25 protein-coding genes are annotated in these 20788 nt (G+C 45.0%); 4 read left to right on the forward strand and 21 right to left on the reverse strand.

Going from position 1 to position 20788, the window contains the following annotated elements; translation table 11 throughout:
• Positions 1–515: 515 nt before the first annotated feature.
• The 4 genes from FXF61_RS00425 to FXF61_RS00440 all read right to left on the reverse strand — a co-directional run bounded on the left by FXF61_RS00425 (position 516) and on the right by FXF61_RS00440 (position 5913).
• On the reverse strand, positions 516–920 hold the full coding sequence (locus FXF61_RS00425) for a TIR domain-containing protein (RefSeq protein WP_151183412.1): 405 nt from the start codon (positions 918–920) through the stop codon (positions 516–518).
• Positions 921–926: 6 nt separating this feature from the next.
• Complete coding sequence (locus FXF61_RS00430) at positions 927–2162, reverse strand: TRAFs-binding domain-containing protein (RefSeq protein WP_151183413.1); 1236 nt, start codon at positions 2160–2162, stop codon at positions 927–929.
• Between the two features lie 79 nt (positions 2163–2241).
• Positions 2242–4566 carry a P-loop ATPase, Sll1717 family gene (locus tag FXF61_RS00435; protein WP_151183414.1) on the reverse strand — a complete coding sequence of 775 codons (2325 nt, stop codon included), beginning with the start codon at positions 4564–4566 and terminating at the stop codon, positions 2242–2244.
• Positions 4567–4647: 81 nt separating this feature from the next.
• Complete coding sequence (locus FXF61_RS00440) at positions 4648–5913, reverse strand: transposase (protein WP_151183415.1); 1266 nt, start codon at positions 5911–5913, stop codon at positions 4648–4650.
• On the opposite strand from FXF61_RS00440, the gene FXF61_RS00445 reads away from it, so the two are divergent.
• The gene (locus tag FXF61_RS00445) at positions 5825–6772 is read left to right on the forward strand and encodes an IS5 family transposase (protein WP_151183416.1); all 948 of its coding nucleotides are present in this window, start codon (positions 5825–5827) and stop codon (positions 6770–6772) included. The genes FXF61_RS00440 and FXF61_RS00445 overlap by 89 nt on opposite strands.
• 683 nt (positions 6773–7455) lie before the next feature.
• Here FXF61_RS00445 and FXF61_RS14830 read toward each other — a convergent pair.
• From FXF61_RS14830 to FXF61_RS00500, 13 genes are all read right to left on the reverse strand, one after another.
• Positions 7456–7620: a hypothetical protein gene (locus FXF61_RS14830; RefSeq protein ID WP_178087228.1), complete on the reverse strand. Its 165-nt coding sequence runs from the start codon at positions 7618–7620 to the stop codon at positions 7456–7458.
• 43 nt (positions 7621–7663) lie between these two features.
• Positions 7664–9940 carry a DEAD/DEAH box helicase family protein gene (locus tag FXF61_RS00450; protein ID WP_151183417.1) on the reverse strand — a complete coding sequence of 759 codons (2277 nt, stop codon included), beginning with the start codon at positions 9938–9940 and terminating at the stop codon, positions 7664–7666.
• Between the two features lie 81 nt (positions 9941–10021).
• Positions 10022–11485, reverse strand: coding sequence for a DUF6094 domain-containing protein (locus tag FXF61_RS00455; protein ID WP_151183418.1), 1464 nt, complete (start codon positions 11483–11485; stop codon positions 10022–10024).
• Positions 11486–11525: 40 nt separating this feature from the next.
• Positions 11526–12179 carry a hypothetical protein gene (locus tag FXF61_RS00460; RefSeq protein WP_151183419.1) on the reverse strand — a complete coding sequence of 218 codons (654 nt, stop codon included), beginning with the start codon at positions 12177–12179 and terminating at the stop codon, positions 11526–11528.
• A 72-nt stretch (positions 12180–12251) separates the two neighbouring features.
• A complete protein-coding gene (locus FXF61_RS00465) occupies positions 12252–12446 on the reverse strand; it encodes a hypothetical protein (protein WP_151183420.1) in 195 nt (64 codons plus the stop codon).
• A gap of 292 nt (positions 12447–12738) precedes the next feature.
• Complete coding sequence (locus tag FXF61_RS00470) at positions 12739–13065, reverse strand: tetratricopeptide repeat protein (RefSeq protein ID WP_151183421.1); 327 nt, start codon at positions 13063–13065, stop codon at positions 12739–12741.
• Between the two features lie 72 nt (positions 13066–13137).
• Entirely contained in the window at positions 13138–13656 is a 519-nt protein-coding gene (radC, locus tag FXF61_RS00475; RefSeq protein ID WP_151183422.1) for a DNA repair protein RadC, read from the reverse strand.
• A 91-nt stretch (positions 13657–13747) separates the two neighbouring features.
• On the reverse strand, positions 13748–14350 hold the full coding sequence (locus FXF61_RS00480) for a DUF3275 family protein (RefSeq protein WP_151183423.1): 603 nt from the start codon (positions 14348–14350) through the stop codon (positions 13748–13750).
• Positions 14351–14656: 306 nt separating this feature from the next.
• Positions 14657–14791 carry a hypothetical protein gene (locus FXF61_RS15030; RefSeq protein WP_256663466.1) on the reverse strand — a complete coding sequence of 45 codons (135 nt, stop codon included), beginning with the start codon at positions 14789–14791 and terminating at the stop codon, positions 14657–14659.
• A 10-nt stretch (positions 14792–14801) separates the two neighbouring features.
• Entirely contained in the window at positions 14802–15035 is a 234-nt protein-coding gene (locus FXF61_RS00485; protein WP_178087229.1) for a permease, read from the reverse strand.
• Between the two features lie 92 nt (positions 15036–15127).
• On the reverse strand, positions 15128–15364 hold the full coding sequence (locus FXF61_RS00490; RefSeq protein WP_151183425.1) for a hypothetical protein: 237 nt from the start codon (positions 15362–15364) through the stop codon (positions 15128–15130).
• Positions 15365–15375: 11 nt separating this feature from the next.
• Positions 15376–15690 (reverse strand): sel1 repeat family protein, encoded by a 315-nt coding sequence (locus FXF61_RS00495; RefSeq protein WP_151183426.1) that lies wholly within the window; start codon positions 15688–15690, stop codon positions 15376–15378.
• A 75-nt stretch (positions 15691–15765) separates the two neighbouring features.
• On the reverse strand, positions 15766–16110 hold the full coding sequence (locus tag FXF61_RS00500) for a hypothetical protein (RefSeq protein ID WP_151183427.1): 345 nt from the start codon (positions 16108–16110) through the stop codon (positions 15766–15768).
• A gap of 353 nt (positions 16111–16463) precedes the next feature.
• On the opposite strand from FXF61_RS00500, the gene FXF61_RS00505 reads away from it, so the two are divergent.
• The 3 genes from FXF61_RS00505 (at position 16464) to FXF61_RS00515 (ending at position 17494) form a co-directional block, all read left to right on the forward strand.
• Positions 16464–16724, forward strand: a complete 261-nt coding sequence (locus FXF61_RS00505; RefSeq protein ID WP_151183428.1) for a type II toxin-antitoxin system Phd/YefM family antitoxin — start codon at positions 16464–16466, stop codon at positions 16722–16724.
• Positions 16724–17035, forward strand: a complete 312-nt coding sequence (locus FXF61_RS00510) for a type II toxin-antitoxin system RelE/ParE family toxin (RefSeq protein ID WP_151183429.1) — start codon at positions 16724–16726, stop codon at positions 17033–17035. Before FXF61_RS00505 ends, FXF61_RS00510 begins: the two co-directional genes overlap by 1 nt.
• Before the next feature lie 96 nt (positions 17036–17131).
• Positions 17132–17494, forward strand: a complete 363-nt coding sequence (locus FXF61_RS00515; protein ID WP_151183430.1) for a hypothetical protein — start codon at positions 17132–17134, stop codon at positions 17492–17494.
• Positions 17495–17565: 71 nt separating this feature from the next.
• On the opposite strand, the gene FXF61_RS00520 is transcribed toward FXF61_RS00515, so the two are convergent.
• From FXF61_RS00520 to FXF61_RS00535, 4 genes are read right to left on the reverse strand one after another with little or no spacing between them, the layout of a single operon-like run.
• Complete coding sequence (locus FXF61_RS00520) at positions 17566–19077, reverse strand: conjugal transfer protein TraG N-terminal domain-containing protein (RefSeq protein WP_151183431.1); 1512 nt, start codon at positions 19075–19077, stop codon at positions 17566–17568.
• The gene (locus FXF61_RS00525; protein ID WP_151183432.1) at positions 19074–19412 is read right to left on the reverse strand and encodes a hypothetical protein; all 339 of its coding nucleotides are present in this window, start codon (positions 19410–19412) and stop codon (positions 19074–19076) included. Before FXF61_RS00525 ends, FXF61_RS00520 begins: the two co-directional genes overlap by 4 nt.
• 3 nt (positions 19413–19415) lie before the next feature.
• Positions 19416–19607, reverse strand: a complete 192-nt coding sequence (locus FXF61_RS00530) for a hypothetical protein (protein ID WP_151183433.1) — start codon at positions 19605–19607, stop codon at positions 19416–19418.
• Complete coding sequence (locus tag FXF61_RS00535; protein ID WP_151183434.1) at positions 19583–20776, reverse strand: integrating conjugative element protein; 1194 nt, start codon at positions 20774–20776, stop codon at positions 19583–19585. The genes FXF61_RS00530 and FXF61_RS00535 overlap by 25 nt, the downstream gene beginning before the upstream one ends.
• Positions 20777–20788 lie beyond the last annotated feature (12 nt).

A 20788-nucleotide genomic window follows, 5' to 3' on the forward strand; every position in this document is an offset into this window, starting at 1 on the left:
TATGGTTGATGATGAGAGTAGAGTGTTGCGGCAAATTGAACTGGGTTCATTCGGTTTAACGATGGCGGGTGCAGGTACAGAGCTCCCTTTGGCCTTTTGTGCATCCCTCGCGCTTGTAGAAGCCTTTTTAGGGTAGCTCCATTACCCTTGAATCCTATTCCCTTAATTTCCCTTATAGGCCATTTACCCTTTAGCTGAGTTGGGGCTGGGTGAGAATGGCTTATTGGTGGAAATGACGCGAGCCGCGCACTAAAGTAAGAGAATTAATGCGGATGGGCGTTCATGTGCAAGCTGCAGTTGCATGCGGTATCACCAGCAAAGGCCCATGGCGTAGCTCTAAAACTCCGGGAATTAATCAGGCGTTATCAAATGCTTACTTAAAATCTCAGGGTCTGTATGAATTGCGCGATGGTTGGATTAAGCTTCATCACTCTTAGTGAAACGCCCTGTGCGGAGCCGCATGCAGGGTGTTGTGGGGGCTGAGGGCTAGAAACCCTCGGCTACCCGATTATAATTTACTTGGCATGTTTCCTGATTGCAGCAATTATACTTTCAGTATTCCAACGAACATCAACTATTGATCGTGAAGACACAATAGTTGATGTTCTTTCCTGTCCACTTGGAATTACACCAACAATGGGGATATCTAACTCAATAGCTTTATCTAGCTCCCATTCAATCCAGGAGCTATGGCTTGCATACACGCCCGCTAATGCCAATACTATGTCTGAGTTACCAATTTTTTGTGCCAACCTCGTCTTGACATAGCTTTCATCTTCAGAGTTTATTGGCTTATCCTTCGTGGATTCTTCGTATGTGGCGCTAAAATGCGATCTTGCATTAATTAGATTTCTTAGTGATTCTAACGTATCTGTATATTGCCAAGAGTGACTTATAAATATCTTGTATTCTTTAGCCATTTTCATTTATCCATTGATTAATTTAGTTAATATTTCTTTGCCTTCAAAATATGTTTCTTTTTCCCAGTCTGATGTAACCAGAGCTAGGTAAATTTTTTCATATTTCATTCCACTATTTACATCACCAAGGCCAAAATAACAATTGGCGAGTGTTGCGTAAGGCCACTTATTTATTGATTGAGAACTTTCTTCTTCCTCAGATAAGTGGGACAAAATCTCCAAAATCTCTTGTCTCGCCTTTTTGGCTGAAATTTTATAGAAAGTTTTTTCATCTAGATCTACTTCAATACTCGCGGCAAGATTTAAACAAAGAGCGTAATTTTCACCATTATAATAATCGCGACGAATTTTAAATCCCTTACCGTAATAATGTATAGCGCGTTTCAAACACTCAGCATCATTTGTTGCATGCCACATACGCTTATATATAGCTCCAGTAAGCCCAAGAGTTTCTGGATCGTTTGTTTCATTATCTGGATCTAGTTTTTCAATTATTTGAAGAGCATCGGTTAAAGATGAAATTACTGTAGGATTTTTAGATTTGTACTTGGCTAAGGCATGTTGCTGAGTAAAATATGCTTCATTTGGAACTAAGCTTTCAGCCTTTTCCCATAATCGAGCAGCTTCGATAAAATTAGAACCCTCCATAAAATGCTTGGCCCGTTCAGAAATAGCAAAGATACTTTCTTCTCTTTCAGATAAATCACCAATGATTCTTTGATATTCTTTTTGTGTTAATTTAGGGGGCTCAATATCTTGTATGTAGTCATAAAGAGGACTATCAATTACTTTATTTTTTAGTATTGATTCGATCATTTCAACTAATGCTTCCTTGCACCGTTCAGCTTCATCGACCCCAATATCATCACCTAAGTGAACGTAGTGAAAAATACGGTTGTGGTTAAGATCAAATGGAATAGAGCCTTCTTGCTCTTTTATAATTATTGTTGAATAGGGTCTAACGGCATGTCGAATACCTAATTCATATATTGCATTTGGGTTATATGTAGATATGTCTGCTACAACTAAATCTGCATGCATTAGCAACGCATACATACTTTTATCTATTAAGCCAGAGTCTTGAATTTCATCAGCCCTAACGCACTGAACCCCTGCTTTTTCAACTGCGGGTTTAATAATATTTTTATATGTTTTATCAAGATCTAGTGTCTTACCTGTAGATAGGTCTGTTTTTTTCCCAAACCCCATAATGACGAAACATAATTTTTGTTTTTTTGTCATTCGTTGCACCTATTTGGTTGATAAATTATAACGCCACAATCACGCGCTTGTCGCGTGCATTGTTTTGTTATGTCCATATCTATTGGCCTTCTATCATTAGTGCGGGCCAAAATGCAGGATTTATTAAATAATTTATGTTACCTTTATTTTTTATGATTCCAGACATGAGCTTCATGCTGTAGTTAAAATCATAAATGTATTTTGGCTCATCATTAACTATTAACCCTATAAATCCATACCACAACAGAAGCTCAAAAATCTTATCAAAAAAGTTCTGATCGACGCCAAAATCGCCCAAAATACTAAAGATATCAATCTTGCTAACAATAGACTTACTTCCTATGAAGGCATAAAGAATATCATCACTGTCGCTCTCCACATCATTTATTTCATATCCAATATCAGTCAACAAGTCTGTCGAATAAGCCGCCAGGCCCTTTTTAATATCTTCTTCAAGAACACGCTCATGGTTCAAGTTAATAGCAAAACTTTTACACTGATTTATGAGGTTTAACAAAAATCGCGGCCTCATTAGCGATCGATCAATAAGGTACTGAGAGCTTTCCTCGCCTGCATAGTGACTTACGAAAATTCTTGGCCATAAAGATTCAAACTTCTTGTCTCCGCTAATGTCGTTAGAAACAATACGTAAACGAATAAGTTCTCTTAATAAATCAGGATCCGTCCAATCGAGAAGAACGCTAGCTTCCTTCCCTCGATCAGACGTTTCTTGAACTAGAAGCTCATACACATCGTTCCGTAGAAACACGATTGTATTAACAACTATATTAGCTCTCCCAAATTGACGCTCTATCTTCTTAGTCGCATCTATTAGACCTCTAATTATTAACAGATCTTCGCGCTTAAGGCCTGAAGTCGGCCAGCCTTTATCAATGTTATCGAATAAAAGCCAACAGACTTCCTTGTGGGCCATGTAGTCGATTACCCGATTGGATAAGTCTCGAACATCGTGACAATAAAGCATTTCGGTTAAGCTGGGTGCTGAAAGTCTAACATTAGCCTCGCCCCCATACCGAGACCTATATTCTGTTGATATGTTCTCCATTAGAGAGCTCATCCTTTCAGAAAAATCGCCCTCAGTTTCGTAGCCTTCGGCATGATAAAGGTCAGCTAATGCGCGATAAGGTTCATATAATGTATGGTCACGTTTATGTTGCTCTCTATCCTTTTCAAGAATTTTATAACATATTTCTAAAAGAAGCACATATTCCCAAAAGGCCATTATTGTGTGCTGAAAAGTACCCTCTTCTAAAAAAGATAGTATTAGCTCTTTAAATTTAATTAATTTGTACCCGTCGGGTTTTAAATCTAAGACGATATTTCCTTTTCTGTTTCTTTCTCGATCTCTTACTTGTAGAAAAATTGCAGATTTCCCTGATCCCTTTCTACCTACAATTATATTTGCCTCACCTCTTAACGACTTTAAAAATTGATCAGTTTTTAAGTAATAGCTTTCCAACGATCGCATTTCGTTTTCTGCTGATGTTGACCCTAGATCAAGAGACTGAAGAAATGTATCGTCACTGGCAGTTGACACTTCAGTATCTTGTTGAAATGCTTCCGCAACGTTTCCTGCAAAATTCGCAATGTGTTCATTAATGTCATTTGGGTGACGTGTAGCACATACAAAATCACGATAATCTAATGGTACAGGGTCATCTCCTTGCTGAAGGATGCATAAAGCCTTTCCCATTCCATCTGCTAAGCCAGCGATAAATGCTGCCCGTATATTATGCACGTCAGCACCAACGACATTACTCGATAACAACGGTACAACGATTCCATGAGACTGAGAAACTTGAACAATGGCATCGTTAGCAGACAGCCTAGGCTGTTCATTCGGGTCAAAAGATCTAAATAAATAGCGAGCTTTTTTAATCCGAGAGACAATCCTAGACGCCCAGTCAGTCTTGTACATTCCTTCTAAAAGATATACCGGAGACTTGATATTTATTTTATTTGGAACATTTAGAGGATTAGAATGATTTGCTAAGTTTATGAATTCACTTAGCTCATGAGAGTTCTGATATTCTTCGTATCCAAGCGTATCAAATATTCCGACTTCCCTAATCGCCGGACTTACTTCCTTGATAGTTTTGTTTTTGGTAAGCAGTACACGTTTTCCTTTGCCTATTGCATATCCAATTTCATAAGTAACATTAAAGTTCAGAAGGGAAATGTCTGCCACAAGGAAACTACACGAATCAATCCCTTCTAGAACCTTTTCAGAAATAAAGTGTCCGGGTATATCAAGCGCTTTCCATGTTTTTACTTCGACTTTTGAGCTTGTTTGCACAGCTGATACAGCCTGCTCAATTGTTTGACCAATTTCTGGAGGATGTGAAGCGTACGCATAAAACCCTGAAGCTGTACTTCTGATCATCACTTCACCTTTAATTGATTAGATTGACATAACGCTTAGATAACCGTCCTTGCCTAGCCAAAAAAAAGCCCATTCGGAGCCTTAGGACGTATTGTAAAAACCACCCGCAAGGAGCGGTTCATCGACTTGTTGTACAGAGCCGCTGACACAAGTGCTCAGCGCTTCTTTATTAATGGAAATTCCTTTTGAGCGTCGTGACCACCAGCGACGACTTAACTGCGCTGGCCCGCCACAGGTTTTGCAATAAATTACCATGGATAGCCTATCGACACTACTTGCATGCGGCATAGACTCGACCGTGCCGCACTCTTGCCGGCATTGCTCATACCGTAACGTACTCGCCGAAGCATACAGCCCGTAATATCGAATGGTATGCAAACCTTTGGGCGGTACATGCTGGAGTAGCCGAGCTATAAAATCCATCGGTTTGAGCCGCTGCTCTTTAATTCGCTGATCACGATGATCCAGATAACTCATTTTCACCACGTCAGCGGTAATCTGCTTTAACTGTCGCGGATCAACAGGCCCGCCTTTACCATGCGCATAGCGTTCCTCAATGCGCACACACCAATGCTTTTTGTACAAACTCCGATACATCGGCCAAAACTCAGAGTCCGACATCGTTGGCGGCAAGATCAGTTCTCCTGCATCAAACGCCGCTTTAATAAAAGACTGCAGCTTGCCACGATAGACCGAACGAATCACCGTGCTGGGCACGAGGTAATGTCCCAGCGCCTTCCAGTCATTGTTTGAGTCAAGGCCACCGGCAGTCATCAAACAATGGGTATGCGGGTGAAGCGTGAGCTGTCGTCCCCACGTATGCAGCGCTATTAAAATCCCAGGCGTGACACCGCCATGACGCTGCTGTGCAAGCATTTGCAATAGTGTTTCTTGGCTGGCTTTAAACAGAATCCGAGCAAATAGCGCTTCGTTATAACGCCACAGCGGTAAGTACTCATGCGGCAAAGTGAAAATAACATGGAAGTGCGGCACGTCGAGCAAGCGCGCTTTTTGCTTTTCAATCCAGTCAAGGCGTTGCTTATGAGCGCAGACATAACAGCTGCGATGGCGACACGAGTGCAGCTGCTCTATCTCGGCATGATTTGATTTGCAGCGATAATAACTAGCGCCCAACGCACGTGTACGGCAATGAGTTAGTGCGTCAATTGCCTTGAGATTTTTAAGGAACCTCTGAATAACTCCCCATTTTTTGCGACAATAGCTGCATCGTCCATTTTTTAGCCCAGCGAGCCGAATCATGAGCCAGTTGACCTTTGCAGAAGCAGAATACCAGAACAAAAAGCGTAAGACGCGTCGTGAGATTTTCTTGGAAAAAATGGATGCCATTATTCCTTGGAAACGCTTGGAGAATCGCGCCGCTAAGCATTACCCAAAAGGTGAAATGGGGCGCCCCCCTTATCCGCTCAGTGTGATGCTACGAGTGCACTGTTTGCAGTTGTTTTACAACCTTAGCGATCCAGCTCTGGAAGATTCTCTGTATGAAATTGAATCAATGCGCCGCTTTGCAGGACTGCGTTTATCAGACAATATTCCTGATGAAACGACGATTTTAAACTTCCGTCACTTCCTTGAAAAACATGGGCTGGGCAAGCTATTTCTGAAGGAAATTAACAAACACTTGCAGCATCAAGGCCTGCTGTTTCGCGAAGGCACCATTGTGGATGCCAGCATTATTTCTGCACCGAGCTCAACCAAAAATCAAAGCCGCAAGCGCGACCCAGAAATGCATTCCAGCAAGAAAGGCAACCAATGGCACTTTGGCATGAAGATGCATATCGGCGTGGATGATGTGACAGGTATGATTCATAGCGTGGAAAGTACGGCTGCCAATGTGCACGACGTAACCATGACTGCAAGCCTCTTGCATGGTGAAGAAGAACGCGTATTTGGTGATGCTGGATACGTAGGTGTTGAAAAGCGCAGGGAAAATAAAGAGCGCAAAAATCTTGCTTGGTTGATCAGTGCTCGAATCAGTAAGCGTAAAACCATGACCGAAAATGAGCAGGAAATTGAAAAAATGAAAGCCAAGCTACGCGCTAAAGTTGAGCATCCGTTTCGCTACATCAAGTGCGTATTTGGCTATAACAAAGTCCGTTACAAAGGGCTTGATAAAAACCATAACCGTTTGTGCCTGCTAGCAGGACTAACGAACCTCATGATCGGCAGAAAACACTTGCTGGCTTAGGGTTAGTGCGCCCTTAATCCGCCAAAACGGCGAATTAAGGGCTAAAAGAGGTGATTTTACCTCTATAACGGCCTTTTTTAGGTTTTTTTTGAGTTTTTTACTCGTTTCCAGAAAAGCTCAACAATAAGCTGAGTTTCTCAGAGGCTCCTTAAGCGGTTGCTTAGTATTCTTAAGTTGCTCAGAATAACAAGCAAACAGATTTTGTATGGCTCGACTGGACATATCCTTTGTCCTCAGTTGTTATATATACAGCTTTAATATTAATATTCTGCCGCGTAGCGGCTATGTGCAACAGTTTATTAGTATGCATGCTCGTTTTGTCACCCGCAGCTGCTTACCGTTAATTAACATAAGTATCTGTATTTAAAAGACTTTCTTTAAAAATACAAAACACCCTTTATTACAAATCGAGCATGCTTCTTATCTTGCTTGCGCCATGCACACTATCTCGTCTGCATAATTTATAACTGATTGATTTATAAGGCATTAAATTCAATTAAATTCTATAGCTAATCAAGCATCACAAGGAGTGAAAACAAGCACATTTACAAATCCTAGCTAGAATAGGCTGTATAGGCAGATAGTTGCAAGACAAGGGGTGCTTCATGACTAACAGTCCGTTTGTATTAGGCTAGAACAGATGTAGAGAGTATTAAAAAGGCCGCGTATGCGGCCTATCAGGTTTAAAGGTTGTCGTCCTCGCCATCCAGCTCGTAAACAGCGGTGTGACCGCTTTTGCAAGTGCCGATCCAAGGTTCGGTTGGGTCGTCTTGATCACAGGGCACTCTGCTGCTGCAGTATGGGCAAAGAGGGTGAGTAAACTCAGCAGTGTATGTAAAGTGTTCCATTGTAGAACTCCTAAACAGCCCCTTGCGAGGCTGCGGTATTGGGTCAATTGCTTGAAATAAGCTGCCTTGCTAGTGCCATTTCCACTGAGTCACCATCCGAGTTTAAAGAGTCGAGTCCTGACTCTGGTATATCGCCTGATGTACTCTGTGAAACTGCAATTTTCTTGGCCATCAACTCCAAACACGAGATTTGAGAGCTGTTGCTATAGCCTAGAAAAATGACGCGCACTGGCTCGGTTTGACCGATTCGCCAAGAACGTCGAGCAGCTTGTTGCAGTGTGTACACGTTGTAACCGGTTTGCATAAACACAATGGTAGGGAAGTCCAGCAGATCGAGGCCTGTCTTTACCAACTCAGGGTTGGTAATGAGCACATCCACACCACGATCTACCTGCTCAGCAATCCAGTCCTCACGCTTGCCTGTATCCACAGTACTGCGCAAGATCGCTACCTTTAATCCGTGTTGCTCCAGTATGGTTTTTAGCCGTGCTGTCGTATCACGTGTGCCGGTATAGGTTGAGTAGGCGAGTACCTTACGTCCAAGTGCTTTCTGCTCCAGACAAATGTCCAGCAGCTCCTGCTCTTTGGGCATCAGATCCTCATCACCGAACACTGCCGGTATGAAGGCCAAGGTGTCGCGTGTGCGTGGGTGTTTCACCACCTCTGTTCTAAATGCACAATCTGGCCAAGCCAGCAGTACATTCAAAACAACACCGAGTAAGGTTGTGTCACGTTTAGCTAATGCGCGACGTAACTCAGCGGTGAGAGTGCCAGCTAAAAGCTGATACGCTGCGCCTTGTTCGGTGCTCATGGCAACTTCTCTGAACTCTTCATCGTAGGCGGGTAGTACGTTGCCACCGATGTCCTTGAGCTTGAGAAACACTGTGTAAGGCAGCACATAACGATGGATTCCTTTCGGGCCAAAGCCAGGTGCTTTTGAGCTGCGCACGGTCAATTTCTTACCGCGAGCAGTTTTGTGTGAGGCGCTTGAGTGTTCGGTGTAAATATCTTTAATCACACCATGCTCACGCATAAAGGTCATTGCAGCAGCACCTAAACTACCGTTTTGTTTTGGCACAAACCCATCTTCCATCATGCGTCTGGTTAGCGCCCTGAATAGGAGGAAAAACAGATCATCTGCATATCCACCCATTAAGGTTCCCGTGAGTAAGAGCGTTTTACGTGCTTTGGCGGCTAAGACACCCATGGCTTGGCCTTGAGCCGAACCTGCGTTTTTATACTCATGTCCTTCATCAACAATGAGCATGTCAAAGTAGCCTTGCGGTAAGTAACGCTTAATGAACTCCGTCGGTTGATAGCCGCCCGAACCGAATCCAAACTCAATGTTGGCCATCGCACGCTCCATGCGTCGCGCTTGCCGGTCGGTAAAGATAAAGCGCCCTTGCGCATCCATCAGGTTAATAAACTCATGCACGTTGTCCGCCAGCATCGAGGAGATAAACTCCTCGCCAAACTGCTCAACTAAACGGGTTGCACGAACTGGCCCAATTGTCGGTATTTGACACACAGACTTGATCAGGGCTTTCTTTCTATCAAAGGCCTTATCAGAGCGGTTACGCATCAATGTCCAAAGTTTGCTGCCACAGGTGCAGGTCACTTGTTTCTCAATGCATAGAAACTGCTTTTCTGTAATCAACTCACCATCTTTGTCTTTGACCAGAGTGCCGCAATCTGGACAGGCGACTAAGTGAATACGCTCTCCCGCAGTATCACGGTTGGGTGTAAAGCGCCGCGTGTAAGCATGTCGCCAGTGATAACCCATGCGCATCCGAATGCGCCCCAAGATAAAAAACTCTGGGGCAGACTCATGGCTGGACAGAATATTCAGCTCGGAACGCAACTGAATAAGCTTGGCTAGTGTGTCGGGGCCGTTAAGCACCCACACCCTGGCATTGGGTATCGTTTCCAAAATCTCACGTCGCCACTTATAAACTAAGTGGGGCGGCGAGATGACCATGGAGCGTTGATAGCCTTCTGCGTGCATCACCGCTGCAGCAGCAATGGCCATCATGGTTTTACCAGTGCCCATTTCAGCATTGATAATGGCCGCTTCTTCATCTTTATCGACTAAGAGTGCGGTAACGGCTTGCACGACATCGGCTTGAGCAGCAAAAGGTTGTCGTTTAAGACTGTCCATAATGTGCTGGCGTGCATCGTGAATGGGTAAGGTTCGACCTGCGTAAACAGGCGGGTTAGAGCGATTTAATGAATCAATGAGTACATCACCAAACTCACTAATGAAGTCGGTGAGACCGATGACAGTCGAGACTGCCTGTGTGGTGTGAGGTTGCGCTTGCATAGTGTTCTCCAAGAGTTGAAAAACGGGCAAGCCAACCCCTTACGGGATGACATGCCCGTTTGGGTGAGGTGACGCTAAAGGTTAGTATTCAGACGGCAGTAAGACTGTTGTTACTGAGCGGTCTGCTTCGGTGATGATCCAGATTTTTGATGTTTCATCCAGGTCAACTTCGTAGCTTGAAAACAACCGACAGCCATCCGTTAATGCATCTTGATTGGATTCCCAATCGTCCTTGCATATATCACCCCAGTCGCCGACAGCATGCCGGTGTAGTAGGGCGTGAATGTTTAATAACCCTTGTTCGTTGAGTTGGTTGATGCCTTGCGTGACAACAACACGACCCATTTCAAATAAAGGCTGGTGAGTAGAGGTTTGATCATCTTCAGGTTCTTCAGCATCAGGCAGCTCTTGGTTATTAGAGCCGCTGATAGTGAGTACACAAGCAAATGTGGGCGAACCTTCAGTTAAGTCCCAAGCTTTGATAACAGGCACGAACCGATCAATGTCGATTCGAGTTTCTGATACGTTGCCGTCCTCATCCTGAGTGAACTCAACTTTGCGTGACTTCTCTTTGTGAGTATTGCCTTTCACTACTAGGATTCGACCTGATTGTGATTGCAATACACCAGAGATCGCACCGGCAGCGAGACTCAATGCCAAGTGCCAGTCTGATAGAGGTCGTACAGGTTGCCGTTGCGGTAATGCACCGCTGTGGCTGCCGAAGTGTAAATTGAACGATGACCATAAACCTTGCACTCTCTGTATTTCATCTAGCAGCTGTTGCGGCTCGATGGAAATACGGTAAAAGTGCTCGACGCTTGGTTGTATCGCTTTCGGTATACGATAGGCCACCAGATGGTGGTCAATGGGTAATTCAGGCGGTTGCACTGAACCTTGGCCAACAGCAATAAGTTGCTCTTTAATGGCTTTCTGGTCAGCAGAGCTGCCTCGGTCTTTACTGCGAGTACGTTTGCCGAAAATGACCACTTGCTTGAACTGTTTATCCACGGCCTCAAACATTGTTAAGGCTGTGAAGTGGTTGCTCAACCAAGTGCATAACTCAGCATCGAGTACGGTATACGGCACAATAAAGACCAGAATTCCGTCGTATTGCAAGTACGGTAGCGAACGTTGGTAAAACAGCTTTTCAAGCCGTTTACGGCCAGTGCCTTGGTACGTGGACAAGCCATTAAAGTCAGCCGGTAAATCACCGTAAGGTGGGTTGAGCCAGAGCAGCCCAAAACTTTGCCGTGAGATCATGGTATCCATCAGGTCACTACGAAGGCAGTGGTCAACCAGAGACTTTGCATGCATAGCGCGTTCAGTGTTGTACTCAACGGCATAGGCTTGTACATGATCCCTACCGAGGTGGTGCGCAGCCTCTGCAAGCGCTACACCTTCACCAGCGCATGGATCAATGATGTGCATGTGACCGTTGTTGGAAGGCTCCAGTAAAGCGAGTGTCCGCTCTAAGGTTGCTTCATCGGTTGGGTAATACCCGTTTTTGGCAAAGTTTCTTGCCAGACGTGGAAACATAAGAGCCATCACAGGCCTCCTAAAATAAGAGTTAGTTAGAAACACGCTCTTAATGAGCGTGATTGAGGGTGGGTAGCCTGAGTTGCTGGCTACTGATCAGAGCGCTCATCGAGCGTTCAAGCAGACATAGATCAAGAGCAATCTGAAAGCAGGTAAGGCTTCCCAGTAGCGTTTTGTGCTGAGTGACCATGCCTAGGCCTTCGGCCTCTTGAAAAACCAAATCAGCCCATGAGGGCAGAATCGGAAGGGGAGACAAATCAGTTAATTGCGCCAAACATTTTGTAAATTGAGGATGCTGTTTCAATGAACCCATTGCTGTGTTCTGTTCTAGCAGCACATAAGAAGTGAGATTGGCACGATCAGGTGATGTGCAACGATTGTCGAACAGCCACAGGTTGATCAGGTTGCCAAAAAGAGTGCCTTTATAGCTGCGTGATAACTGTTTTTCGAGCAGGTCTGCATTGATGCTTATGCGTTGTGGTTTGCCATCTACATTCAAGGTTATGCCTGAGCGTAATGACTCTGTTTCGCGCGCATCTAATGTTAAACGTGCTATCAGTTCTGTAATGGCTGTATCTCTGCCCCAAACAGACAGAAATATGAGTTGGCCAGTGACCTGGTCAACAACGCAAGCATCGACAGACAGGTCAGGTAGCTCTTTGAGTTGAGCTAGATTAGTGGTCGGCGTCGTACTGCTTTCCATAAAGCACCTCATGTAAGTGACAAGGTGCTTTCCCATCAGGGATAAGCACCCTGATGGGAATAGGTTAGAAAGTTAAGGGTGAGGACGTTGTGTCCAGATGCCTGTTTGCAATGCTTTTTCTGCTTGTGCCTCAGTTCTCCAATACTCTTGGCTTTCACGTGAAATGGGACCTTCCACGGGGCAAAAAGTACCGATATAAAAACCAGCAGCAGATTTTAAAACGCTGAAAACGGTGTTAGGCAGTGTGGTTTGTGTGGCGTTAGTCATGTGTTTTTCCTTAAAAAAAAGCGGAGAAACACAACGCCATGACGGAGAAGTGATTTCTCCGCAAGGGATGGTAGGTGAGTAAGCATTTTCACCAGTGGTGAACGTCTGTTTTTCAAATGCACACAGACTTAGGGGGTGTAGCTAGGCTACGGGCATGTTGCTGTTCAACGAACAGCGAGACATGAGTAAATCTTAAGCAGGGCACTTTGCAAAAGCAAAGATAAACGCCCTACAAATAAAAACGCCTACATACCGGATTGGGATGTAGGCGCTTGCAGTATGTTTTATATCGTCACAGATTTTGAGCAATACTTTTAATCGTGTGGTATGCGTTTGGACAGCCCTGCAGTGCAGCTTTATCGAGCATTTTTACAGCTTTTACAGGATCTTGAACAACACCTTTGCCCCATAGTAGAGCATCACCAACAAAGAAAAGAGCTTGTGTATGACCTTGAATAGCAGCTTTTTCTGCCCATTCAAAAGCTTTAATACGATCTCTGATAACGCCATCTGCTGCAGCGTAACAGTACACATTAGCCAGGACAAACTGAGCATTCGAGTCGCCGCTGGATGCTTTCTTTGTTAACCGTGTGAGTGCCGCTTTAGTGAGTTTTGACATCTTGATTATGCCTCTTGGTTAGATGGCATTACTCCGTATAGGCAGTAATGCCCATACAGGGTAGTAGAAAATTTACAGAAGGTTGTTTTCTGCAAACGAGTAGGTTGTGTGGCCAACAATAAGATGATCCAAAACTCGCACGTCAATTAAGGCTAATGCCTCTTTTAAGCGTTCGGTTAAAACCTTATCTGCACGGCTAGGTTCAGGATCACCCGAAGGGTGATTGTGAGCGATTATGCAAGCCGCAGCGTTGTGCTGTAAGGCGCGCTTAACGACTTGCCGAGGGTATACGCTGGCACCATCAATAGTGCCGTAAAACAATGTTTCATAAGTGATCACATTGTGTTTGGTATCCAAGAACAAGCACGCAAATACCTCATGCTCAGGTGTGCCCATTTTGAACTGGATCAGCTCAGTGGCTTTGTGAGGAGAGTCTATACAGACTCTATTGTTGATTTTTTGTGCAGCGATGACAGAGGCCATTTTTAGCACATCTTGTTCGGTAATGTTTTTGGCACTGTAGGTGCCGTCTGCTTCTCGTAAAAAACCAAAGATTTGATCAGAGTAGCTTAGCGAGTGAGTTGTTTGCATGGTACATCCTCAAATTGAGGAAGAAGGCAAACCACTCCCTGCAGGGGTAGTTGCCCCTTCAGGGTGTTTCATTTAATAAGTGAGTTATTGGCTAAGGCTGTTTTTTCCAAAGCTGAGTTTTGAAATCCATCGTGTAACCCAGTTCTCGCAGTCGTTTAACTTGCTCACGCTGAGTTAAACGATCAACGGTCGCGTCCAAGCGAACATCGTTACCGAGTGGCCACAGTGTTCCGAATAAATCTGCATCGAGATTTGCCGGCGGAGTGTTGACAGGTGAGGCTTTCTGCACTTCGTGATCAGACATGCCAAATGGCTTGTCATCATCAATAAGGCTGGGCGGTGCTTTGGGTGGGGCAGCAGCAGGCTTGACTGGTTTATCTTCTTCGATAGGGTCCTGGATAGGGTTATCTAAAGAAGTTGCTTCCTCTGCGCTAAGGTCATCCATGCCATCAAGTGTCATGGAGTCTAGGAACGCTCTGATTTCTACAATGAGCGAGCCTGAGCCAGTGGTGTAGTACGACGGTTTGATTTTTGAGATAGCAAACTGACCTTGATAGCGTCCTTCGACGTACTGATCCAGTAAGGCATCTTTGATGACGAAATCACCAATGCTGGTGGCTAGTTTTGCGACGTTAAAGTCACCATGGCGACCGGCGATAGTACGAATGGCCAGATTGCCTTCGATGGTAATCATTGTGAGTGTTCCTCGTTAGTAGGAGAAACACAACGCCATGACGGAGAAGTGATTTCTCCGCAAGGGGGGTAGGTTTAGTAAGCATTATCACCATAGGTGATGATCTGATTTTCAAATGCACACAGACTTCGGGGCATAGCTAACGCTACGGTATGTTGCCGTTCAACGAACAGCGAGACATAGTTTTATTTTAGGCAGTGATATTTTGGAAAAGCAAGGATAAGGCGGCTACTTAGGATACGAATTGTTTGATGCAAATATGTTTTTAGACGTGAAAAAGGCCGCGATTGCGGCCTTCTTAGAGGGTTATTTATCAGATGGGCTTGTTGCTTGTGCTTGTTTTTCTTTTTCGGCTAACTGATGGAAATATAAGCTTCCAAAAGTGACGACAGTAAAAAAAGTAAACAAACCAAGTATGCCTAATAAGAATCCGATGCTCATGCTAGCCTCCTTAGGAGTTAGATGCTTTGGTTAGAATAATACCATAAAACCATAGACAGGCTCCGACGATCAACAACATGACTGCTTCGCCGGTGGTGATGGTATCTCCTGAAACGGCTAGACCAACAATACCTACTCCGATGCTGGTGGCGGCAACCTTACGTAGGTCTTCGCCAATAACGCCTAAAGTTTTATTGTCGGACAAGCGCATGAGTAACGCCTTCAGGCGTAAAAGTTTATTCATTTGTATCTCCATTGTTAAATGAAGGAGACACAGCATTCCCTGCAGGGGATGAGTGCCCCTTCAGGGTTTGGTTTTGATGTAAGAAAAGCTTCTTACGGGTGAGAGCGTTCTTTCAGTTTTAAACGCAAAGGACTGGGTTGGTATTCAATCAACTTCAGCTGCTTATCTTCACCAGCAGAGCTGATAATTTGATGAGCTTCTTGAGGTGAAAAGAATCCAGCTTTATCCATGTCTGGTGTGTAGCCATAAGCATTTTGCGTCCAGTACTGGCGACGTTCGCCCGACCAAATAGCAAAAAAAGAGAGGCATGGTTGCATTGCAGCAGGCATGGCAAGCTCCATTAAGCGTAGAGCTTTTTGAGAGTGAACGAAGCCGCCTCACAACCTTGCTTGGCTGCTCGGTCTAGAAGTTTTAGTGCTTTTGCTTTATCAGCAATGACACCTTTACCCCATAGAAAGGCATCACCAACAAAGGTGAGTGCTTCGGTATGCCCTTGGTAAGCCGCTTTTGATGCTGCTTCAAATGCCTTTTTTCCATCGTTTGCGAAGAAATGAGTGACAGCTAGATCAAATAGGGCTTGTGGGTTTGCTTGGCTTGCTTTGAATTGAATGAGTTCAAGGTCAAAGTGAGGTTGTGTGAATGTTGTAGTTGCCATTGGTTATTCCTCAAAAGAAGCATAACCACCGCACGGGTAGTTATGTCCGTGCGGGTGCAAGTTTAGGTATAGGTTTTAGATAAGCTCGTTGAGCGATCCAAATGTGGTTGCAGTGTGTTGCGGTAAGATCAGTCCATTCTTGATTTGCCAGTCGTGTAGCGCCTGAGTGCTACCTAGACGGCGTAGAATGGCGGGTTCGTCGTAGTCGACAGGGGCTTGATCTTGAAGGGTGTTGGATGCATTGGCAGTCATGCTGTGCATGATGTGCATTTGTGCATGTTGAAAAGCTGATTGCAGGGCAGGAAGCGCTCTTTTAGTCAATCGTCCAAGCTTATGGCCTGCAAGATATGCAGGTGATAGCTCTTTTAATGACTTATCAGATAAGCGAATTTTCTCGCCAAGAATGCCGGTGGTGTACATAAGTGTATTCCTCATAAAACAGAGAAACACAACTCCATGACGGAGAAGTAATTTCTCCGCAGGGGGGATAGGTTTAGTAAGCATTGTCACCAGAGGTGATGGCCTGTTTTTCAAATGCACACAGGTTTTAGGGTGTGTAGCAAAGCTACGGGCATGTTGCTGCTCAACGAACAGCGGTACACATCTAAAGTGTATGTAAGGCAGCCCCTGAAAAGCAAAAACAAACGCCCTACTTAATGTCTTATCACCGTGCCGGTGAGATGAGACCGTTTGTCTGTGATTATTCGATAGTGCTTGAACTTGTATAAAATAAAGCTTATTTTTCGACTGAATCGAACGATAAAGAGGGTCTGATGAATACTTTATCTGCTAATGATGCAAAAACTAATTTTGGTGATGCGCTATTAAGAGCGCAGCGTGAGCCTGTGCATATTAATAAATATGGCAAGCCGGTCGCGGTGCTTATTTCTGCTGAAGACTATGAAAGCATTGAGTCGCTCAAGCTGCAGCTTTTGCAGTTACGCGCAGCACAAGCCAAGGAGCAAATAAAGGCAGGAGAGTTTACCGATGGGGAATCTTTCTTTGAGGGCTTGAACGCAGGGCGTTTTGACTGATGCTAAATGGTTATTCATTCACGTCAGATGCTAAGACCGACTTGGTTGAAATCCGTCGTTTTACGCTGAAAAACTGGGGCGTACCACAGTCAGAAAAGTACCTGCTAGAGTTGAGGAAGACGCTGCGTTTACTGGTTGAGTTTCCTGCTCAAGGGCGACTTCGGCCTGAAGTCAGTGAGGGTGTATTAAGTTTTCCTTATGCGAGTCATGTTATTTACTATGTGGTTCATCAACAACAGTTAGTCGTTTTTGCTGTACTGCATAAAAGGATGGCACCCCGAAATCATTTGCCAGGGCGTGAACTAGGTTGATGGGTGCAGTGTCTTATTAAGTGTGAAGTTGTCGCTTGTCCCGCATGCAGTGGATTGATAAAGTGAATATAGGGCGTATGTTAGGAGGTCATTAGTATGGAAGCAAAAGCACAGGGCTTAGGCTACCGAGTTGGTTCAGGCTTTAAACGCCTACGATCTTTTATTAAAAATCATGAGTCACGACTTGTGAGGAAGGCAGGGCAATCTTATCCGAAGTACGGAGTGTTGCTCGCTCGCTTGCTGTTTTTAAGCATTAAAATTGGCCTGGTGATTTTAGCGATCGCTAGCTTGGCTGTGGCGGTGTACATCGCTCTGATGGCCTTGATTGTGGCGGTTGTAGCTATGCTGCTTAGTCGTCGCTCTGAGCGTGGGTCAGACTGGAGAGATGAGATATACAATCAAGGCCGTGATGCTAACGGTTATGACAGCCTAGAACAGTTTTACGCTAATGGTGATTAAGAGTAAGGGGAAAACAGTAACCAAGTTTAATGTTGATTACTGTTTTGTATACAGATTTAGGTACAAGTTTATTAAACTCTACCTTTTGCCTTGTTAGCCGCAGCAGCACCGCCTTTACTAGAGCTATCACCACCTTTCTCTAAAGATGTTTGAAGACCACTTCCAAGGCTCATCCCTACCCAGCTTATTACTGCCATAAATACAATCGGCAAGATCACAAACAACGTCGGCATCACCAGGTTACGCATCAGTTCACCGGCTAAATTATTGTCCGTACCTATACCTGCCCACCATAGGCTTTTATCTGTGAACGATAGGTCGCCGTATAGTGCTTTCAGCATGCTGGTGTCAATCCAGCGAGCGAGTTCCCACCAGAATGACAGCATATGCAGTGCGAACAGCCCAAAAGAGAGCGTAAGTAGAGCTTTTAGTGAGTAACTGCTGACAAGCATTGCGATAGGCAGCGATATGATAATGGCCATAATCACAAAGGATTGCAGCATGGGTAGTGCTGTTTTTAGAGCTCTCATGGACGGCAAGTAAGATAAAGACTCCCAAGCAACACCAGCACCGGCTGCGGCATTACCGATGCTGTCACCCATGAGATCCCCTCTGGGGTCTGCACCATATGCTTGGTAATAATCGCCACGATTCATTTGACGCTGCTGCTGTTTAGGGCTGACCAGCTGGCGAATGGTTTCGTCTTGAACTGCTTGCTCAGACTCGTTTGCCCACCAGCCTTTAATTCGAGTCATAAGTGTTGGATCGACCTCATTAACCAGTTGGGTGCGTAAACCGATATTTGGAGCGTTCCACCAGTCGTTACACTGTGGGAACCCCCCACCATGATTGGGCAACCCTTCATCACGATTTGCATCGTACGGCCAACGCTTTTGAGGCGTTAGAGCACGAAAGGTATCGTAATATCCAGGCTGAGTTAGAAAGTAAGTTGAACCAATCCAAGATGTGTCGTAATCCTGCTCTTTAGTCAGGTCAGGCATTTCTCTAAAGAGAACGGAGCGCGCTGCCCCGTAGCAGTTGTTAGTAAATGCAGCGACTTCTTGGAGCAATACTTTGTTGTTGATTTTAGACTCTTGGATCTCCATCACTATTTCACGCACATCAGGGGTGCAAGGAATACTCGCTGTTGCTGCCGCTGAAACACCTTTGGAGAGACTATGAATGAGTTGCCACCATAAGGGGACGGCAGCAGATCTATCACCGATGGTGCTGAACTGGCCGCCCCAAGCGGTATCTTCAGGCGCGGCAATACTGACTCCACAGGTTTGTGTACGTGTAGAGTCGAGCTTCATTTGTCCTAAGTCGATGGGCAGTATCGGCTGGCAGGCAAATAGAATAATCATGTAGGCCACCCAAAGTCGGGTCTCAATGATATTCAATGAGAAGATGCCTTTATTACCTTCATCAGCACCTTGCTGTCGGCTTTCAAGCCAAGAGTTCAGCACGATACCAATCAGCGGAATTGCAAAAATGGCAGTTTCTAGCAGCAAATACCAAACGCTGTTATTGATCACCCAAGCGAGTAGGGTGAGGTAATATTCAAGATAGCTATTGGTTGTCATAGGGCTGCTCCTGAGGAGTAGCGCAGCAGATTATTGAACTCAATGAAGCTGATTAAGCTCACTGCTATCCAGCCTATTTTATGTAGCCTTTGAACCTCATAGGCATTGCCAAGGACGCGATGCCTATTGCGAGTCTTAAAAAAGAAGATAGCAATGGCGGTGTACACAAATGCACGCCAAATCATTAAAGGCAGGGCAAAGCCATCAAGCTTCTGTTTGAGTAACACCGGGTCGCCTGTGACGTATAAGCCGATGCCATACAGGAGCGCTACAAGGACAAAGACTAGAGTCAGTGAGCTCTTGATCGAAGCGAGTTTTAGCAGCGTATTCTTCATGGCTTAGCCCTCATCCGCATCTTTGACACGCATTGAGGCTGGGTCATCTTCTTGAATCAGCATCGAGCGGTCGCGTACTTGGTTGAAACGATTTAGGATGTGCACTGCGGTATTACTGGCAAACATTTTTCTCAGCTCTAACTCCATTTTGATTGAATCCATCTCTGTTTTTAGATCATCAATTGTTTTGGCCAAGTGATCTTTTGCGTCTTTTGTTTGCTCGACGTGGGGTTTTTGCTACCGGCTTGTAGAACACGTAAGAGTAATGCGCCTTTGGTTAGGATTTCAGATAAGGCGAGCTCAGACAGTAGTTGCTGGGACAAAATGCTGGCATCGGGGTCCATGCGTAAAACCTCAATGACGTTGCGTGAGATTGGCAGCATAGGGCTGGACAATTCATTGAGGTCATTGGTGCTTACTTTTGTTTTGCTGGTGAGGAGTCGATCTAAAATGGTCAGTTTCTTATCGTATTCTTCTTGAACTAAGGGCAATAAACCGGTGCCAGCTGTTGATAGGACGGGCTCGCAATTCGCTTCACAGGTGCGAACATGCTTATCACCCAGTACGCGCACAGCAAAATCGCTGGCTTCTTGTGCATTTTTCCAAGAAGAGCAAACCGCACCGCCTTTACACTGTTGCTCGGTCAGGGAACTGGTGTTGAGAGGCTCCCGCTGATGTAGGCTGTTATAGCCAGCACGAGTCATCGTTTCAGTGAGTTTGATCGGGGCTTGGTTAACGCCACCGGCATTCTGTCCGCCAATCCAAGGGACACCATCTTTGGTACTGTCAGTTTGAACCTTCTGAACAGCAGTCACCGCATCTGAGCTTGAGTTGGCCAAAGATCGTTTCATGGACTCGGCAGCTGCAATATTCTTCCACGATCCGTCATCAAGCCCAGTGTTGGCTTTATCAATGATGGATTGGCAGGTGAGCTTTGAGCGATCAAAGTCCACACGAGCCTGTAGAACACCGTTGCTGAGTAATTCATACAGCCCAGGGTTTGAGCGCTGGATTATCATTGCAGGCAAACTGGCGACAGCTCCAGTCGCTGCCTGTACGATATTTCCCATGATGTCTTTAAAGCCATCAGTGGCACCGTTAAGCTGGTTTTTGATAGTTGTTTGTAGGTCCATGGAGCCACACATAAAATCACTATTCCATGCGATACCTATGCCCATACCTTTGGGTCTGTAGAGCGATGTCGGTGCACCAACCGTGCTGCCACCACCGATGCTGTACATCACTTTATCATCGAGTACTTTGCCACTCTGATTCATATAAGGTGCATCAGTAGCAGCGTAAACATTTGTCTGAGTCATTAGAGTAATTACTAATGCCAACGTGTTTATTTTGGCTTTGTACATGGCATAAACTCC

It is taken from the genome of Pseudomonas sp. C27(2019) (genome assembly GCF_008807395.1).
Lineage (GTDB): Bacteria > Pseudomonadota > Gammaproteobacteria > Pseudomonadales > Pseudomonadaceae > Denitrificimonas.

Bases quoted from the DNA above. Each gene is read 5' to 3' on its own strand.
- FXF61_RS15030 (WP_256663466.1), bottom strand. From the start codon at position 14,791: ATGAGCATCGGATTCTTATTAGGCATACTTGGTTTGTTTACTTTTTTT.
- FXF61_RS00460 (WP_151183419.1), bottom strand. From the start codon at position 12,179: ATGGAAAGCAGTACGACGCCGACCACTAATCTAGCTCAACTCAAAGAG.
- FXF61_RS00425 (WP_151183412.1), bottom strand. From the start codon at position 920: ATGGCTAAAGAATACAAGATATTTATAAGTCACTCTTGGCAATATACA.
- FXF61_RS14830 (WP_178087228.1), bottom strand. From the start codon at position 7,620: ATGGAACACTTTACATACACTGCTGAGTTTACTCACCCTCTTTGCCCA.
- FXF61_RS00500 (WP_151183427.1), bottom strand. From the start codon at position 16,110: ATGTACACCACCGGCATTCTTGGCGAGAAAATTCGCTTATCTGATAAG.
- FXF61_RS00430 (WP_151183413.1), bottom strand. From the start codon at position 2,162: ATGACAAAAAAACAAAAATTATGTTTCGTCATTATGGGGTTTGGGAAA.
- FXF61_RS00445 (WP_151183416.1), top strand. From the start codon at position 5,825: ATGAGCCAGTTGACCTTTGCAGAAGCAGAATACCAGAACAAAAAGCGT.
- FXF61_RS00490 (WP_151183425.1), bottom strand. From the start codon at position 15,364: ATGCCTGCTGCAATGCAACCATGCCTCTCTTTTTTTGCTATTTGGTCG.
- FXF61_RS00455 (WP_151183418.1), bottom strand. From the start codon at position 11,485: ATGGCTCTTATGTTTCCACGTCTGGCAAGAAACTTTGCCAAAAACGGG.
- FXF61_RS00505 (WP_151183428.1), top strand. From the start codon at position 16,464: ATGAATACTTTATCTGCTAATGATGCAAAAACTAATTTTGGTGATGCG.
- FXF61_RS00495 (WP_151183426.1), bottom strand. From the start codon at position 15,690: ATGGCAACTACAACATTCACACAACCTCACTTTGACCTTGAACTCATT.
- radC (WP_151183422.1), bottom strand. From the start codon at position 13,656: ATGCAAACAACTCACTCGCTAAGCTACTCTGATCAAATCTTTGGTTTT.
- FXF61_RS00515 (WP_151183430.1), top strand. From the start codon at position 17,132: ATGGAAGCAAAAGCACAGGGCTTAGGCTACCGAGTTGGTTCAGGCTTT.
- FXF61_RS00485 (WP_178087229.1), bottom strand. From the start codon at position 15,035: ATGAATAAACTTTTACGCCTGAAGGCGTTACTCATGCGCTTGTCCGAC.
- FXF61_RS00450 (WP_151183417.1), bottom strand. From the start codon at position 9,940: ATGCAAGCGCAACCTCACACCACACAGGCAGTCTCGACTGTCATCGGT.
- FXF61_RS00525 (WP_151183432.1), bottom strand. From the start codon at position 19,412: ATGAAGAATACGCTGCTAAAACTCGCTTCGATCAAGAGCTCACTGACT.
- FXF61_RS00480 (WP_151183423.1), bottom strand. From the start codon at position 14,350: ATGATTACCATCGAAGGCAATCTGGCCATTCGTACTATCGCCGGTCGC.
- FXF61_RS00510 (WP_151183429.1), top strand. From the start codon at position 16,724: ATGCTAAATGGTTATTCATTCACGTCAGATGCTAAGACCGACTTGGTT.
- FXF61_RS00520 (WP_151183431.1), bottom strand. From the start codon at position 19,077: ATGACAACCAATAGCTATCTTGAATATTACCTCACCCTACTCGCTTGG.
- FXF61_RS00470 (WP_151183421.1), bottom strand. From the start codon at position 13,065: ATGTCAAAACTCACTAAAGCGGCACTCACACGGTTAACAAAGAAAGCA.
- FXF61_RS00535 (WP_151183434.1), bottom strand. From the start codon at position 20,776: ATGTACAAAGCCAAAATAAACACGTTGGCATTAGTAATTACTCTAATG.
- FXF61_RS00440 (WP_151183415.1), bottom strand. From the start codon at position 5,913: ATGGCATCCATTTTTTCCAAGAAAATCTCACGACGCGTCTTACGCTTT.
- FXF61_RS00435 (WP_151183414.1), bottom strand. From the start codon at position 4,566: ATGATCAGAAGTACAGCTTCAGGGTTTTATGCGTACGCTTCACATCCT.
- FXF61_RS00465 (WP_151183420.1), bottom strand. From the start codon at position 12,446: ATGACTAACGCCACACAAACCACACTGCCTAACACCGTTTTCAGCGTT.